The sequence below is a fragment of the Streptomyces lasiicapitis genome (assembly GCF_014646335.1).
Lineage (GTDB): Bacteria > Actinomycetota > Actinomycetes > Streptomycetales > Streptomycetaceae > Streptomyces > Streptomyces lasiicapitis.
In genome coordinates this window covers 113,332-128,302 of the sequence record NZ_BMNG01000016.1, presented here as the reverse complement: position 1 = coordinate 128,302, position 14,971 = coordinate 113,332, and the positions used below count along the sequence as shown (strand labels likewise).

Annotated in this window: 11 protein-coding genes; 7 read left to right on the top strand and 4 right to left on the bottom strand. The window is 70.3% G+C overall.

What is annotated here, in order from left to right:
- The first annotated feature begins 112 nt into the window (after positions 1-112).
- The 5 genes from IEY91_RS32215 (at position 113) to IEY91_RS32195 (ending at position 7,299) form a co-directional block, all read left to right on the top strand.
- Positions 113-1,876 carry a fatty acyl-AMP ligase gene (locus IEY91_RS32215; protein WP_189176697.1) on the top strand — a complete coding sequence of 588 codons (1,764 nt, stop codon included), beginning with the start codon at positions 113-115 and terminating at the stop codon, positions 1,874-1,876.
- Positions 1,873-3,558, top strand: coding sequence for an acyl-CoA dehydrogenase family protein (locus tag IEY91_RS32210; RefSeq protein WP_189176696.1), 1,686 nt, complete (start codon positions 1,873-1,875; stop codon positions 3,556-3,558). Before IEY91_RS32215 ends, IEY91_RS32210 begins: the two co-directional genes overlap by 4 nt.
- On the top strand, positions 3,555-5,240 hold the full coding sequence (locus IEY91_RS32205; protein ID WP_189176695.1) for an acyl-CoA dehydrogenase family protein: 1,686 nt from the start codon (positions 3,555-3,557) through the stop codon (positions 5,238-5,240). Before IEY91_RS32210 ends, IEY91_RS32205 begins: the two co-directional genes overlap by 4 nt.
- A 45-nt stretch (positions 5,241-5,285) precedes the next feature.
- Positions 5,286-5,561 carry an acyl carrier protein gene (locus IEY91_RS32200; protein WP_164327195.1) on the top strand — a complete coding sequence of 92 codons (276 nt, stop codon included), beginning with the start codon at positions 5,286-5,288 and terminating at the stop codon, positions 5,559-5,561.
- 208 nt (positions 5,562-5,769) lie between these two features.
- Positions 5,770-7,299, top strand: a complete 1,530-nt coding sequence (locus tag IEY91_RS32195; RefSeq protein ID WP_189176694.1) for an aldehyde dehydrogenase family protein — start codon at positions 5,770-5,772, stop codon at positions 7,297-7,299.
- A 78-nt stretch (positions 7,300-7,377) separates the two neighbouring features.
- On the opposite strand, the gene IEY91_RS32190 is transcribed toward IEY91_RS32195, so the two are convergent.
- The 3 genes from IEY91_RS32190 to IEY91_RS32180 form a co-directional block, all read right to left on the bottom strand.
- The gene (locus IEY91_RS32190; protein WP_189176693.1) at positions 7,378-8,202 is read right to left on the bottom strand and encodes a DUF4097 family beta strand repeat-containing protein; all 825 of its coding nucleotides are present in this window, start codon (positions 8,200-8,202) and stop codon (positions 7,378-7,380) included.
- Positions 8,203-8,271: 69 nt separating this feature from the next.
- On the bottom strand, positions 8,272-8,946 hold the full coding sequence (locus IEY91_RS32185) for a response regulator transcription factor (protein WP_189176692.1): 675 nt from the start codon (positions 8,944-8,946) through the stop codon (positions 8,272-8,274).
- Between the two features lie 5 nt (positions 8,947-8,951).
- Complete coding sequence (locus IEY91_RS32180; protein ID WP_189176691.1) at positions 8,952-10,226, bottom strand: sensor histidine kinase; 1,275 nt, start codon at positions 10,224-10,226, stop codon at positions 8,952-8,954.
- A 186-nt stretch (positions 10,227-10,412) separates the two neighbouring features.
- Between IEY91_RS32180 and IEY91_RS32175 the strand changes: the two genes are divergently transcribed.
- Both IEY91_RS32175 and IEY91_RS32170 read left to right on the top strand, forming a co-directional pair.
- Positions 10,413-12,638 (top strand): MMPL family transporter, encoded by a 2,226-nt coding sequence (locus IEY91_RS32175; RefSeq protein WP_189176690.1) that lies wholly within the window; start codon positions 10,413-10,415, stop codon positions 12,636-12,638.
- Positions 12,639-12,807: 169 nt separating this feature from the next.
- Positions 12,808-13,467 carry a 4'-phosphopantetheinyl transferase family protein gene (locus IEY91_RS32170; protein WP_164327200.1) on the top strand — a complete coding sequence of 220 codons (660 nt, stop codon included), beginning with the start codon at positions 12,808-12,810 and terminating at the stop codon, positions 13,465-13,467.
- 71 nt (positions 13,468-13,538) lie between these two features.
- On the opposite strand, the gene IEY91_RS32165 is transcribed toward IEY91_RS32170, so the two are convergent.
- Complete coding sequence (locus IEY91_RS32165; RefSeq protein ID WP_189176689.1) at positions 13,539-14,807, bottom strand: helix-turn-helix domain-containing protein; 1,269 nt, start codon at positions 14,805-14,807, stop codon at positions 13,539-13,541.
- Positions 14,808-14,971 lie beyond the last annotated feature (164 nt).

Sequence of the window (14,971 nt, the reverse complement as noted above, 5' to 3'; positions counted from 1 at the left end):
GTCTTCGACGCATTCCTCCGGTGGCGCCATGGTCGCAACCCGGCGCCGGCGCCCCACAGGACTCGTGACCCGGCCGAGTCCTCGCCCCCCTTCGACACAGGAGTAGACGAAGATGGTGGATCTCCTCGGCGCCAGAAGCGTGACCGAGATCTTCGAACGGCACGCGCACGATCAGGGTCAGCGATCGGCGGTCGCGATCGTCAACGATCCCTCGGACCCAGATTCCGCCCAGAAGCTCAGTTACGCCCAACTGGACCAAGCGGCGCGCGTGTTCGCGCAGGAGCTGCGTCAGGTGTGCCCGGTGGGCTCGCGTGTGCTGCTGCTCCAGCCGACCTCCGCCGAGTTCGTCGTGTCCGTCCTCGGCTGTCTGTACGCCGGTCTGGTCGCAGTGCCCTCCTCGATGCCCGGCCGCTACCGGCAGGACCAGCGGCGCGTCCTCGGCATCGCCCACGACGCCGAGGCCGCCTGTGTGGTGACAACGCCGGACGAGCGCGACGAGGTGCTCGCCTGGGCCGAGCAGAACGGCTTCACCGCACCGGTCCTCTCCCCGGAAGTCGACCTCGCGCGCCGCGCCGACGACTTCGAGATCTACGGCGCCGACCGGCAGACCCTTGCCGTACTGCAGTACACCTCCGGCTCGACCAGCGACCCCAAGGGCAGCATCGTCTCCCACGGCAACCTGCTGGCGAACGCGGCCACCACCGCGGCGACGTTCCCCCTGCAGGAGGGGCAGAGGTTCGGGGGCTGGCTTCCGAACTACCACGACATGGGCCTGATGGGGCTGATCCTCTCGCCGCTCCTCGCCGGCTACGGCACGGTGCTGATGAGTCCCACCGCCTTCCTGCGCCGGCCCAGGGCCTGGCTCGAACTGATCGAGAACTTCGACATCGCCCTGTCCGCCGCGCCGAACTTCGCCTACGAACTCTGCGTCACCCGCGTACCCGAGGAAAAGGTCCAGGGCCTCGACCTGTCACGCTGGAAGTACGCCGTCAGCGGTTCGGAGCCGGTCAAGGCGAGCGTGCTCGACGACTTCACGGCGCGATTCGCGTCGGCCGGGTTCCGGCCGGAGACCTTCGCGCCGTGCTTCGGCATGGCGGAGGCGACGCTGCTCGTCTCCAGTTCCCCGCGCCGCGTACCCGTCGTCCTGAGCTGCGACCCCGACGCACTGGAGCAGGGGCGCGTGGAACCGGTGGTCGACGGCACCGGCCGCACCCTCGTGAGTTGCGGCGAACTGCTCGACATGGACGCCCGCATCGTCGATCCGCAGACGCTCCAGGAGCTTGCGCCCGGCCGAGTCGGTGAACTCTGGCTGCGCGGCAGCTCGGTGGTCGGGGGCTACTGGCGCAACGAGGAGGCCACCGGCGCCACGTTCGGCCAGAAGGTCGGCGCCGAGAGCGGCTTCCTGCGCACCGGGGACCTCGGCGTGCTCGTCGACGGAGAGCTGTACGTCACCGGCCGCATCAAGGAGATGATGATCATCCGTGGGCGGAACGTCTATCCGCACGACATCGAGCACGAGCTGCGCCAGCACCACGAGCCGCTGCGCGACACGGTGGGCTCGGTCGTCTCGGTGCCCACCGCTGACGGCGACGACGGTCATCTCGTCGTGATCCACGAGGTGCGGCGCCGGTCCCCCGAGGAGGAACTGGCCGCGCTGGCCGCGCAGATGAGGAAGACCGTGTCGCGCGAGTTCGGGCTTCGTGCCCACTCCGTGGTGCTGATGCGGCGCGGTGGGGTGCGACGCACCACGAGCGGCAAGGTCCAGCGTTCCTCCATGCGCTCGCTGTATGTCAGCGGCGAACTGGAACCGCTGTGGGCCGACGGCTACCGGCCGCAGGCCGGGTCGGCCGCGTCCGGGACAGGAGAGGCGAGTTGAGAAGAGCCGAGTTCGTCCGGGAAGTCGACCGCTGGTCGAAGCCGGACGGCCCCTTCGACGCGGCCCTGCTGACCGCGTACGACGACGCAGAGAGCTTCCCGGGCGCGGCGTGCGCGGTACTCGACCGGTGGGGGCTTCCTGCCTACTACGTGCCGGCCCAGTACGGCGGCCGCCTCGCGCGCTTCGACGAGATGCACGCCCTGCTGCGCAAGGTGGCGTCCGAGGACGTGACGGTCGCGGTCGCCCACGGCAAGACCTTCCTCGGCGCCGCGTCGGTGTGGGTCTCCGGCGACGACGGCGCCGCCGCTCAGCTGGCCCGCCATGTCATGGCGGGAGAGGCCGTGGCCTGGGGGCTCACCGAGCCGGACCGGGGCAGCGACCTGCTCGCCGGTGAACTCACGGCGACCCGGGACGCATCGGGATGGTGTCTGTCCGGCCGCAAATGGCCGGTGAACAACGCGACCCGCGGGCGCTTCGTCTGCGTGCTGGCCCGCACCGACCCCGGTGGCGGGGCACGCGGATTCAGTGTCTTCCTGGTCGACAAGCAGGCGGCATCCTCCGGATCCGTGCGACACCTGCCGAAGATGCCGACGCACGGCATCCGTGGTGCCGACATCAGCGGAGTGGAGTTCCGGGACACCCACGTGCCCGCCGACGCGCTGATCGGCACCGTCGGCGGCGGCCTTGAACTGGTACTCAAGGCGCTGCAGCTCACCCGGATGGCCTGTGCGGCCCTCTCCCTCGGGGCGGGCGACCACGCCCTGCGGCTCGCCCGGCGCTTCCTGAGCGAGCGCCGACTGCACGGCCGGCCCTTCTCCGACCTCCCGCACGCACGCGGCGTCGCCGGCCGGGCGGTGGCCCGCCTGCTGCTCGCCGAAGCCGTGTCGTATGCCGCGGCGCGGGCGGCGCACGAGGTGCCGGAGGAGCTAAGCGTCGTGTCCGCGATCACCAAGGCACTCGTACCGACGCTGATCCAGGGCCAGCTCCGCCTTGTCGGGGAACTCCTCGGCGCACGCGGCTTCTTGACCGGAGTGGAAGGCTACGGCGGCTTCGCCAAGATTGAGCGGGACCACCAGGTCGTCTCCATCTTCGACGGCAGCACCTGGGTCAACCGCAGCGCGCTGGCATCGAGCCTCCCGATACTGCGGCCCGGCCGCCGCCCGGCCACGGCAGCGGGCCGTCCGGTGCACGAGTGGCTGCGGCAGGACGCCGACCTCACGCCCGTCGACCCGCTCCGGCTGGGCGTGATGGCGCGAGGCAACACGGTGCTGAACAGCCTCGACGACTCCGTGGCCCGGCTGGCGGCGGATCCGCGAGGCGGGGCCGATCACCTGGCGACCCGCCTCCTTGACGCCTTCGGTGAGGTGGGCGGGGACATCGCTCGCCTCCGCCCGGTGGCCGGACCGGTGCCCACCGCGACGATGCGCCTCGCGGAGCGCTACGAGTGGTGCTTCGCCGGCGCCGCGGCCCTGGCGTTGTGGGGCGCGAACCCGAAGCATCACGACCGCCATGTGTGGCGGGAGGCGCTGTGGCTGCGCGGCTGTCTCGCCCTGGTCCTGGAAGGCCTCGGCGCACCGGCCCCGGAGGCGACCGGTGTCTTCGACGAGCTCGGCCGTCTTCTGCTGAGTGACGAGGGCACCCATGTCTCGCTGTTCGGCACGTCGTCGGAGGTCTCAGCATGAGCGACATCCACGCGCGTATGGAAGCGCTCGAAGAGCGGCTGGGAGACCCCTTCGACCCGGCCAACCCGGCGGGGTTCGCCGCCGTGGTGGCCGCGGACGAGCGCGAGGAGACCCCTGTCGGCGGGGCCACGGCTCTGGACGAGTTCGGCATCCTCGCCGAGTTCGTGCCCGAGGCGCTCGGCGGACGGCTCGAACGCGTCGACCACTTGGTGGAGTTGATGCGTTCGGTCTACCGGCGTGATCCGAGCCTGGGCCTCGGCCACTGCTCCAGCTCGCTGCTCGGCGCCGTCAACGTGTGGACCTCAGGCTCACCGGAGCAGCGCCGCGAAGCCGCCGACCTGCTCCTTGCGGGCAGCAAGATTTCCTGCGCGTTCCACGAGCTCGCACACGGCAATGACATCGGTTCGGTGGAGTTCGCTGCCACGCCTACCGACGGCGGTCTGCTGCTGAACGGCCGCAAGGAGTCGATCACGAACCTGGACCGGGCCGACGCCGTAGTGTTCCTGGCCCGCACCGATCCCGCAGCCGGACCGCGTGCGTGCTCGCAACTGTTCGTCCAGGTGAAGAGCCTCGACCCCGGCCGGGTCCAGTTCCTGCCGCGATTCCGCTCGGTCGGGATGCGCGGTGTGCGCCTGGGCGGCATCACGGTGGACGACTGCCCGGTGGACACCGACGCACTGCTCGGCACCGCCGGCACCGGCATGGAGACGGTCGCCCGCGCCTTCCAGCTGACCCGCATCGCCCTGCCGGGGATGAGCACCGCGATGCTGGACACCGCGTTGCGCGTCACACTGCACCACGTGCGCAGGCGGCGGCTCTACGGCAAGGACGTCGCGGCGATTCCCATGGTGCGCACCACCCTGGCCAACGCGTTCGCCGACCAGTTGCTGTGTGAGGCGTTCGCGTCGGTCGCCGCACGGTCGCTCCACGTATTGCCCGACTCCGGCAGCGTGTACGCGCCCGCCGTGAAGTTCCTCCTGGCCGGGACGCTCCTCGACGCGCTGGAGCAGCTCTCGCTGGTCATGGGATCGGAGTTCTACCGCCGCGACGGGGAACACGCGGTGTTCCAGAAGATGGCACGGGACATCAAGCCGGTCGGCTTCGGACACATCGCCCGCGCGGCCTGCTTGTCCGCGATGCTGCCGCAACTGCCGGTGCTCGCGCGCCGCTCCTGGCGGGATGCCGCGCCCGCCCCGGCATCGCTGTTCGTCGCCGACGCCGAGCTGCCGCCGCTGGACCTGGCCGGGCTGCGGATCGTGGCAGGCGGGCGCGACGGGCTGGCCACGGCGCTCAACGCGGTGCTCGACGACGACGTCCCGGCGCTGCTGCGCCCCCTGATCGAGACCCATGTGCGCCGCCTGGCAACGCTCACCGAGGCGTGCGCGGGCCTCAAGCCGCGGGACCTGTCGATCGCCGCCGAGGTCGAGGTGCGCGAGCTCGCCGCCACGTACACCACGGTGCTTGCCGCGTCCGCGTGCGTCGGGGTCTGGAGGAACGCACCGGCCGGTGACTTCCTGTCCCGGCCGGAGTGGCTCGTCGCGGTGCTGACCCGGCTCCTGGGCATCACCTCCGGACGGCCCGACGACGTGCCGTCCGAGGTGGAAGGGGCGCTCGTGGAGGAGCTGTTGGACCGCGACGACCGAACGGTGAGCTTCGGTCTCTCCGCCCGCCGGTACCGGTGACCGGGTCGGATACGCCGACCCATTCGACTCTTGAGGAGCATTGAGATGACCCAGCCCGTTTCCGGCCCGATCACGCTCGACGAACTGCAGAGCTGGCTCGTCGAACGAGTCGGTGAGTACGTGCCCGACCTGGACGAGAAGGTCGACCCGAACCAGGAACTCGGTGAGTACGGCCTCGACTCCGTCGCCGTGGTGGCCTTCGCCGCCGACGTGGAGGACTGGCTCGGCATCCGGGTGGAGCCCAGTGCGGTGTGGGACCACCCGACCGTCACGCAGCTTGCCAAGTTCCTGCTGACCGAGCGCGAGCAGCAGGCCGCCTGACACCGCTACGTCCTCCTCGGGCCGGGCCGCCTGTCGGCCCGGCCCGAGGCGTGCGACGATCGCCGGTCATTTCGGCACAGAAGCAGCTGTCACGATCATTGGCAAAATCTGTGACAGTAAAGTCAGGAAAATACAAAGATCAAGAGCAATGTCAGGTTGCCGACCGACTGTCTGTTGTCATTCACCAAGAGGGAGAGGGCTGTCCAAGATGGCTGAGCTGAACCGCGGAACCGCCGAGCGGCCGACCGTGTCACGCAATCCGGCTGATCTGCGGGACGTGGTCACGGAGCAGGTGCTGAGTGACGCGGACGGTCTGACCGCGGCGGCCCGCGCCGCCCATCGTGCGCAGTCCGCCTGGGCCGAGACTCCGGCGCCGCTGCGCGGGCGGGTGGCCCAGAACGTGGGACGGCTCGTGGCCGAGAACAAAGAGGCGCTGGCCGCGCTGATCACCCGGGAGGTCGGCAAGCCGTACGGCGAAGCCCTGGGAGAGGTCCAGGAGGTGATCGACACCTGCGACTTCTTCCTCGGTGAGGGGCGGCGGCTGTACGGCCAGACCGTGCCCAGCGAGATGCCGGACAAGCAACTGTTCACCTACCGCAAGCCGCTGGGCACCGCAGTGATCATCACGGCGGCGAACTTCCCGGCAGCGGTGCCCGCCTGGTACCTGGTGCCCGCGCTGCTGTGCGGCAACACCGTGGTGTGGAAGCCGTCGGAGTCCGCCATGGCCGTCGCGGAGGCACTGTTCCGGCTCTTCCGTGCGGGAGGGGTTCCCGAAGATGTGCTGCGTCTGGTGCACGCCGACGGCGAGACGACGTACGCCGGACTTGAGCGGGCCCTGACGGAAGGGCTTGTCCAGAAGATCGGCTTCACGGGGTCGACCGCCGCCGGACGGCGGGTGAGCGAGCTGGCGGGACGGCACCTGCAGTCCCCGTGCCTGGAGCTCGGAGGCAAGAACCCCCTTGTCGTCACCGACGACGCCGACCTCGAACTCGCCGTTCAGGGCGCCGTTTTCAGCGGATTCGCCACCGCGGGGCAGCGCTGCACCTCGCTCGGTGCGGTGATTGCCCACCGCGCGGTGCACGATGAGTTCCTCACTCGTTTCAGCGCGGCCGTGGAGGACCTGGTCGTCGGGGACCCCCGGCGGGACGAGATCTTCTACGGGCCGCTCATCGGCGAGCGGTACCTGGAGAACTTCCGCGGCTCCCTGGAACTCGTCCGCCCCCACCACACTCTCTCCGGGTCCACCGCCACCGGCCGGATCACCTCGGAAAGCCCGCGCAAGGGCTTCATCGGCGACCCCGACGCCGGGGTGTACGCGCACCCGACCGTCGTGGCCGGGGTGCTGCCGGACGACGAGCTGTACCGGACCGAGACCTTCGGACCGCTCGTGTCGGTCATGGCGTACGACTCCTTCGACGAGGCCGTCGCGCTCGCCAACGGACACGGGTACGGGCTCTCCGCCGCGATCTACACCCGCTCGGCCGGAACGGCCTTCTCCTTCCGCGAGCGCTGCACCGCCGGCATGGTCAGCGTGAACAACTCGACGGTGGGCGCCGAGGCGCATCTGCCGTTCGGCGGCAACGGGCTCTCCGGGAACGGCAGCCGGCAGTCGGGCATCTGGGTCCTGGACCAGTTCACCTCGTGGCAGTCGATGAACTGGGACTACGCCGGCACGCTGCAACGCGCCCAGATGGACGTCCAGGACATCGACGCGGACCTCGGGTTCCGCCTGTCCTGACCCGTCCTGCGGGCAAAAGAAAACACCGGCCGGCGCGTACGGGGAGACGCGCCGGCCGGCGGCTTTGTGCGGTGAGCGTCAGTCGTTGCGCACTGTCACGTCACCGATCTTCGTGCGGGCCTCCACCTTTGTGTCCGCAGAGGTCTCCTGGTCCACGTTCACCTTCCGGTCGCCGACCTTGGTGGCGGCGGTCACGGCGAAGGGACCCGCGCTCGAGGGGAGGTGCAGCTCGACGTCGCCCATCTTGCTGACGGCCCGCAGCTTCGTGAACGGGTCGATCTCCTCGACCCGGACGTCGCCCAGCTTGGACGTGGCCTCGGCGGTGTCGAACTTGACGTCCTTGAGCGTGACGGCGCCGGTCTTGCTGGCGGCGACGAGCCGGTCCCCGTCGATGTGCTCGAGGCGGACGCTGCCGATCTTGGTGCGCGCCTCCACCGACTTGCGCACGCCCTTCACCGACACGTCGCCGAGCCGGGTCTCCACCTTCACCCGGGTGCCTTGCGGCACGGTCAGCCGGTAGTCCGACCCGCACCTGCCCATGCCTTCGCCACAGTCGGTGGTGATGCGCAGGGTGTCACCGTCCTGCTCGATCTTCTCGTCGGGCGAGCGCAGCGACTTGGTCAGCTTCTTGTGCAGCTCCGTCTTCTCGCCCTCTCCGGCCACGTCGATCTGTACGTCGCCGCTGTCGATCGCGACCTCCACGGTCCGCACCGACTTGTCGATCGCGGCCGTGCCGGTCTCGGTGCGGGTGACAAGGAACAGCAGCAGGTACCAGGCGCCTCCGCCGATCAGCGTCAGGCCGGTGAGGATCGCCACGATGCGGATGACGCGGCGCAGGACGGAGCGCTGGGGGCGGCCCGACGGGCGCGGGCGGGAGCCGGTCGAGGTGAGGGTCTCGTGCATGTCTGACTCCGGTCTCCGGTGGTCAACGCGGTCGGTGGTGGGGGGAGAGGTGACGGGCGGGCGCATGCCCTACTCCGGCGGCCGGGGTGAGTCGGCGAGGGAGTCGAGGTAGTGCAGGACCGCGCGCACGCGGCGGTGTCCCTGGTCGTCGGGGAGCAGATCGAGCTTGGTGAAGATGGAGCGGATGTGCTTCTCGACGGCGCGGTCGGTGATGAACAGGCGCTCCGCGAGGCCGCTGTTGTTGAGCCCTTCGGCCATCAGGGCGAGCACTTCCACCTCGCGCGGGCTGAGCGGCGCCAAGCCGTCCTGCTTCTGATTTCCCGCGAAGATCTGGCTGACCACCTCGGGGTCGAGCGCGGTGCCGCCGTCGGCGACGCGGTGCAGCGTGGCCACGAACTCGTCCACGTCGGCGACGCGGTCCTTGAGGAGGTAGCCGAGCCCGACGCTGCCGTGCGCGAGGAGTTTGGTGGCGTAACGGGCCTCCACGTACTGCGACAGGACAAGGACGGGGCGGCCGGGGGAGCCGGCGCGGATCGTCAGGGCCGCGCGCAGCCCTTCGTCGGTGTGCGTCGGCGGCATGCGCACATCCACCACGCACAGGTCCGGGGCGAGGTCGGCGACCAGTGCGAGCAGCTCGTCCGCGTCCCCCGCCTGTCCCACGACGTCGATGTCCTCGTCCATGAGCAGCTTGGCCAGGCCGCTGCGCAGCAGGACGGAGTCTTCGGCGATCACGACGCGCAACATGTCTTCTACGCCTTCCAGGGCAGCGTGACATCGACGACGGTGGGTCCGCCGGCGGGGCTGGAGAAAGTGAGGTGTCCGTCGACCGCCCGGATCCGGTCCCGCAGCCCGCGGATGCCCGATCCCCGGGCGGGATCGACGCCGCCGATCCCGTCGTCGGTGACGGTGAGCCGCAGCAGTTGCTCCTCGCGGAACACCCTGACCGTGGCCCGGTCCGCCGCGGCGTGCTTGGTGATGTTGGTGAGCAGTTCGGAGACCACGTAGTAGGCGACCGCTTCGGCCCGGGGGGAGGGGCGCTCCTGCATCCGCGCGGACAGGTCGATGGAGACCGGGCAGCGGGCCGCGATGGTGGCCAGGGCGGGTTCGATGCCCTGCTCGGTGAGGATGGCCGGGTGCAGGCCGCGCGTGACGTCGCGCAGTTCCTGCATGGCGGCCTTGGCCTCCTCGTGCGCGGCGAGCATCAGTTCCCGCGCCTTGTCCGGGTCCCGGTCGAAGCGGGTCTTGGCCCGGCCCAGACTCATGGCGACCGACAGCAGCCGCTGCTGTGCGCCGTCGTGCAGGTCGCGCTCGATGCGCTGTCGTTCCAACTCGGCGGCGTCGACCATGCGTGAGCGACTGTCCTCCAAGTCCGTCATGCGGCGTACGAGATGGTCGACCCTGTTGGCGCCGAGCATCCGGGCGACCAGGGTGGACTCGGTCCGGGCGAGCGGCCCGCCGAGCCACAGTCCGGCGGCGAGCAGCCCCAGGCCGACGGCACCGCCTGACACCGCGACGGCCAGGGACCCGACGTCCATGCCGAGCAGTGAGGAGCCGTCCGGAAGGAGGGGGCCGAGCAGCGGCAGCAGGGCGAGCAGCAGGCCCGCCGCGAGGAGACTCACCATGAGCCCGCCCACTCCCAGGCCCCAGAAGCTCATGACCACGGTGAAGCCCAACTCGCGCCAGGCGCGCCGTCCGAAGAGCCGCTCGAGGCGCTCCTTCCAGCCGTTGCCGGACACGGCGATGGGCATGTCGATGTCCAAGTCCCGCAGCAGGAAGAGGCGCTGGCGGTCGAGACGGGCGATCCAGTTGGCCAGCTTCATGGACAGCGGCAGCAGCGGCAGGCCGAGCAGCAGCAGCGGGGTCAGGCCCGCACCCAACGTGAACAGGATGAGGGGCATGACGTAGAGCGGTGTCAGCGCCAGCGTGGTCAGCAACTGCAGTTGGTCGTCACGGGTGTCCCGGGCCAGCAGACCTCGTCCGACGCGGTACAGGGCTGCCCGAATCCGCGGCGGTCTGAACCTCATGGCGCCCCTCCAGCTCTCAACTCGGCTAAGACGATCTTAGGCAGGGGAGTTGAACCGTTCCGAGCGTGCAGGCGCTTCCTTTGCCGGTGGTGGTAGCACTACCCGCCGACGGGTGGCTGCACGCCCGACGGCGCGGGCATGCGCTGCGTAGCGTCACGGCGTACCCCCTGACGAGGAGCTTTGACGATGTCAGTGACCGAAGACAAGGACGCCGCGCACCAGCGCACCGGGCCATCGGGAGGCGCGCCGCCCCCACGCGGGTTCGTGGAGCGCACGGCCGCCTGGAGCATGGCCCACCGCAAGACGACGATCCTGCTGTGGGTGCTGGCCGTCGTCCTGGCGTACGGGGCGAGCATGGTCACCGGCGTCAAGGACCAGGAGGACGCCGACAACCTGACCGGGCAGGCCGCCGTCGCCGAACGGATGATGGATGACGCGGACTTCGCGGACGAGGGAGTCGAGCGCGTACTGATCCAGGCGCGCGAGGGCAAGCTCTCGGTCGCCACCTCCGAGGCCGTGGTCAGCTCGCTGCGTAAGCGCTATGCCGACGTGGAGGCCGTGACGAAGGTCGGTGGCCCGGTCACCTCCGAGGACGGGCGCAGCGTCCTTCTCCCGGTCACGCTCGACCTGGGCAGCGGTGACGACAAGAAGAAGCCCAAGGGCGTCGTCGGCCCCATGCTGAAGGCCACTGAAGCAGAGCAGAAGGCCCACGCCGACCTGCGCGTCGAGCAGCTCGGCAAGGGCTCCCTCACCAAGGACCTGAGCGCCCGCCTCGGCTCCGACTTCCAGCGGGCGGAATTCATCAGTCTGCCGCTGACCCTGGTGATCCTGCTTGTCGCCTTCGGCGCTCTGCTGGCGGCGGGACTTCCGGTGCTGCTCGGCCTCACCGCGGTGATCTTCGCCATGGGCCTGGCCGGGGTCACCTCGCTGATCGTCCCCGTGAACGAGAACCAAGCCAGCCTGATCCTCCTCATGGGCCTCGCGGTCGGCGTCGACTACTCGCTCTTCTACATCCGCAGGCGCCGTGAGGAGCGTGCGCTCGGCAAGTCACCGGAGGCGGCGCTGCGCATCGCCGCGGCCACCTCGGGACGGGCCGTCCTGGTCTCCGGTCTGACCGTCGCGATCGCCATGGCAGGCATGTTCTTCTCCGGCAGCATGCTGTTCTCGTCGCTGGCTCTGGGCACCGTCCTGGTGGTCCTGGTGGCCGTGCTCGGCTCCCTGACGGTGCTGCCCGCCGCGCTCGCCGGCCTCGGCGACAAGATCGACCGGCCACGCATTCCGCTGCTGTGGCGGCGTACGAACGTGGGCAAGGAGAGCAGACTGTGGGCGGCAGTGCTGCGGCCCGTGCTGAAGGTGCCGGCGGTGTCCCTGGTCATCGGGTTGGTGGCGATGCTGGCGCTCGCCGCGCCCGCGCTGAACATGAAGCTGAAGCTGCCCGGCGACGAGGACTTGCCCCGCTCCATCCCGATCATGAAGACGTACGACCGCGTGGTCGAGGCGTTTCCGAGCGAGGGCACGGCCCACGAAGTGGCCGTCGAGCACGACAAATCCCGCTCCGGAGAGGTGGCCGAGGCGCTGACCGCGCTGCACAAGAAGGCGATGGCGAGCGGCCGGTTCGCCGCGTCAAAGAAGCCCGACCTCGAACTGTCCCAGGACGGCACGGTGTCCCGCCTCGAACTGCACGTCAGCGGCGACGCGGACGGCAAGCAGGCCAAGGAGACGCTGAAGCTGCTGCGCAGCGACCTGGCGCCGGGGGTCCTCGAGGGCGACGCGGTCGACAAGTGGGCCGTCGGCGGGGCCACCGCGTTCTCCACGGACTTCTCCAAGACGCTGGAAGACCGGCTGCCGATGGTGATCGGCTTCGTGATCCTGATCTGCCTGGTGATCATGCTGCTCGCGTTCCGCTCGGTGGCGCTCGCGCTCCTGACCGGGGTGCTCAACCTCCTTTCCGTTGCGGCCGCTTACGGCGTGCTCGTGATCGTCTTCCAGCACGAGTGGGCTGAAAACCTCCTGGGCTTTGACTCAAATGGAGCGGTCGTTTCCTGGCTGCCGCTTATCCTGTTCGTAGTTCTTTACGGCCTGTCGATGGACTACCACGTCTTCGTTCTGAGCCGGATCCGCGAGGGCGTAAAGCTGGGGGGCTCCACACATGCGGCTGTTAGGCACGGCATTCTCACCTCCGCCGGAGTGGTCACCACAGCAGCCGTGATCATGGTCGCGGTGTTCGCGGTGTTCGCGACCCTGTCGACCCTTGAGATGAAGCAGCTTGGCGTGGGGTTGGCCGTCGCCATCCTTCTTGACGCAACCTTGATACGCGGCGTGCTGCTGCCTGCCGCGCTGACCCTGCTGGGCTCGAGGGCCTGGCGCGAGCCGCGGTTGTTGCGCAGAGCCCCGGCCATCACCCACGACTGATCAGCCCTGGAGGGGGAAGGCCGGGCCGCGGCCCGGACCTTCCTCCCCTCCCGTGCCCGGCGGCCGGCGACCTAAGGAGATGTGCGATATGCGTGGGTGGGCCGCGGTTCCTTCCGGACTGGTCGTGCGGTCGGGCGAACTCCATGTGTTCAGGGCCCGACTTGACCCCGTGAACCAGGCCACGGGAGAAGCCCTGGGCCTGGTGACCGACGAAGAGCGGGCGGTGGCCGAGACGTTGGGCCGCTCCGGTGACGGATGGGCCTTCCTCGCCGCCCGGGCGATGACTCGCAGGGTGCTCGGCTGGGTGCTCGGGCGCAGTGCCACCAGTGTCGAGTTCTGCCGCTCGGAGCACGGGCGGCTCGCCCTCGTGGACCGCGAGGTGTGCTTCAGCGTCGCGTACGTACGGGGACAGCAGCTCGTGGCCGTGTCACTGGACAGCGAGGTCGGCGTCGACGTCCAGGACGACGACGTGGTCTACGCGGAGAACCTCCACCTGGCCCTGACGGAATGGGAACAGCGGCTGCTGCGCAGGCTGTCCCCCTCCGCCCGGCACATGTTCTTTCTCGGCCTGTGGACCCGCAAGGAGGCGGTGCTGCGGGCGGCCGGCTACGGACTGCGCGTCCCGCCGGACGAGGTGGACGTGCTCGTCGAGGACGGCGCCGGCACGGTGGCCGTGCCGCTGCCGGACGGCGCCGGGGTCACCGAGGTGCAGGTGCGCGACCTGCCGGGCGCTCGCGGGACGGTGGCGGCCGCCGCGGCCGCCGGTCCCGTGAGCGTCCTGCACACCTGGGCGTTCACTCCGTCCTTCGATCCGGCGTACTGCCGCTGAGCTCCGGCTGACCGGACCGGCCGACTTCCCCCGGCGGTCCGGTTCGGTCAGCCGGTCGCCGCCGCCGGCCCCTACTCGGGGCCGGCGGCGAGCAGTTCGCTCAACTGCCGCCAGGCTTCAGAAGACTTGCGGTACGCGCCGGCACGGTCCAGGACCTCGGCAGCGTGCCTGTAGCTGTCCCCGGCCGCCGCCGTGTCCCCGGCGAGGGCGTGCGCCCGGGCCGAGAGCAGGTGGCACTGCCCCAGCGCGGCCAGCGGGAGTTCGCCCGCGCCGTCGCGCACCGCGGCGGTCAGCCGGAGGACCTCCTTCGGCCGGCCCCGGCGCAGCTCCAACTGGGCCTCGGCCAGCATGAGCTCGGCCAGATCGTCGGCTCGGCCGACGAGTTCGAGGGCCTGGCGGGCGCGGACGAGCAGCGCCGCCGCGGCCCCGGTGGCATCGTCCGAGGCGTCGTGCTCCAGACGGAGCGCCGCCGATGCCCGGCACAGCCGGGCCCAGGCCGCCAGATTCGCCTCCGGGCGCAGACTGTCGAAGGCCCGTTCATGCAGCTGCACCGCTTCCTGCGGCCGGTTGCACAGGAACCGGGCGCTGCCCACCGCCCAGTAGACCTGGCCGCGCAACTGCCGGGACGGGATGTCCTCGGCGATCTCCTGGAGCGTGGCGGCGAGGCTCGCCATGTTCGCCAGCTCGCCGCTGTCGCCGTAGGAGTTGATCAACGTCAGCATCGCCCGCACCCGCTCATGGGCGGTGAGCGGCAGCGTGACGGTGACCGACACCGCATGTTCGGCGGTGCGGACGGCCTCACCCAGGCGTCCCTGGCGGCGGAGGTTCTCGGCGAGAGCGGTGCCCACGCGAGCGGCGAGGCGGGGCGTCTCCTGTGACAGGGCGGTCTCGGCGAGGCCGGTGAGGACGGTGTGCTCCTCAGCGGTGTCGCCCAGCTCCCGCAGGACGTCGGCGAGCTCCCAGGTGGCCTCCCACAGCACGTCCTCGTCGGTCTGCCCGGTGGCCGCCGCGCCGATGCCGCGCAGCAGCTCGGCGGCATCGGCGAACTCGCCGTCCTTGCGCAGGGCACGGGCCTCGAGCAGCCTGCCGGCGATGTCGAGGCGCCGGCTGCGCTGACCCACGTCCCCCTGGGAGTCGGGGCTGGTCAGGGCTTCCAAGGGCACGTCGAGTCGACGAGCGAAGAAGGCGGCGATCAATTCGTTGGGGGACCGTCGCCCGCTCTCCACCCGGGAGACATAGCTGGCCGAGACCTCGTCGCCTGCCAGTTCGCTCTGGGACAGGCCACGCTGCACCCGCAGTTGCCGCAGTCTGCGTCCAAAGGCGGGCTGTTCGATCATCATCGTCCTCCGGAATCGCCCCCGTTTGCCGGGAGGCGGCAAACGGCTGCCTGTGGGGCCCGCCGAGCAGCGACTGTTCTTGGTCACGCGCCGACTGAAGTTTGCGACACCGTAACCGCCTCTTATGCCCGCAGCGTAGGGCGCGCGGGGGGGAGCTGTCGAACCGT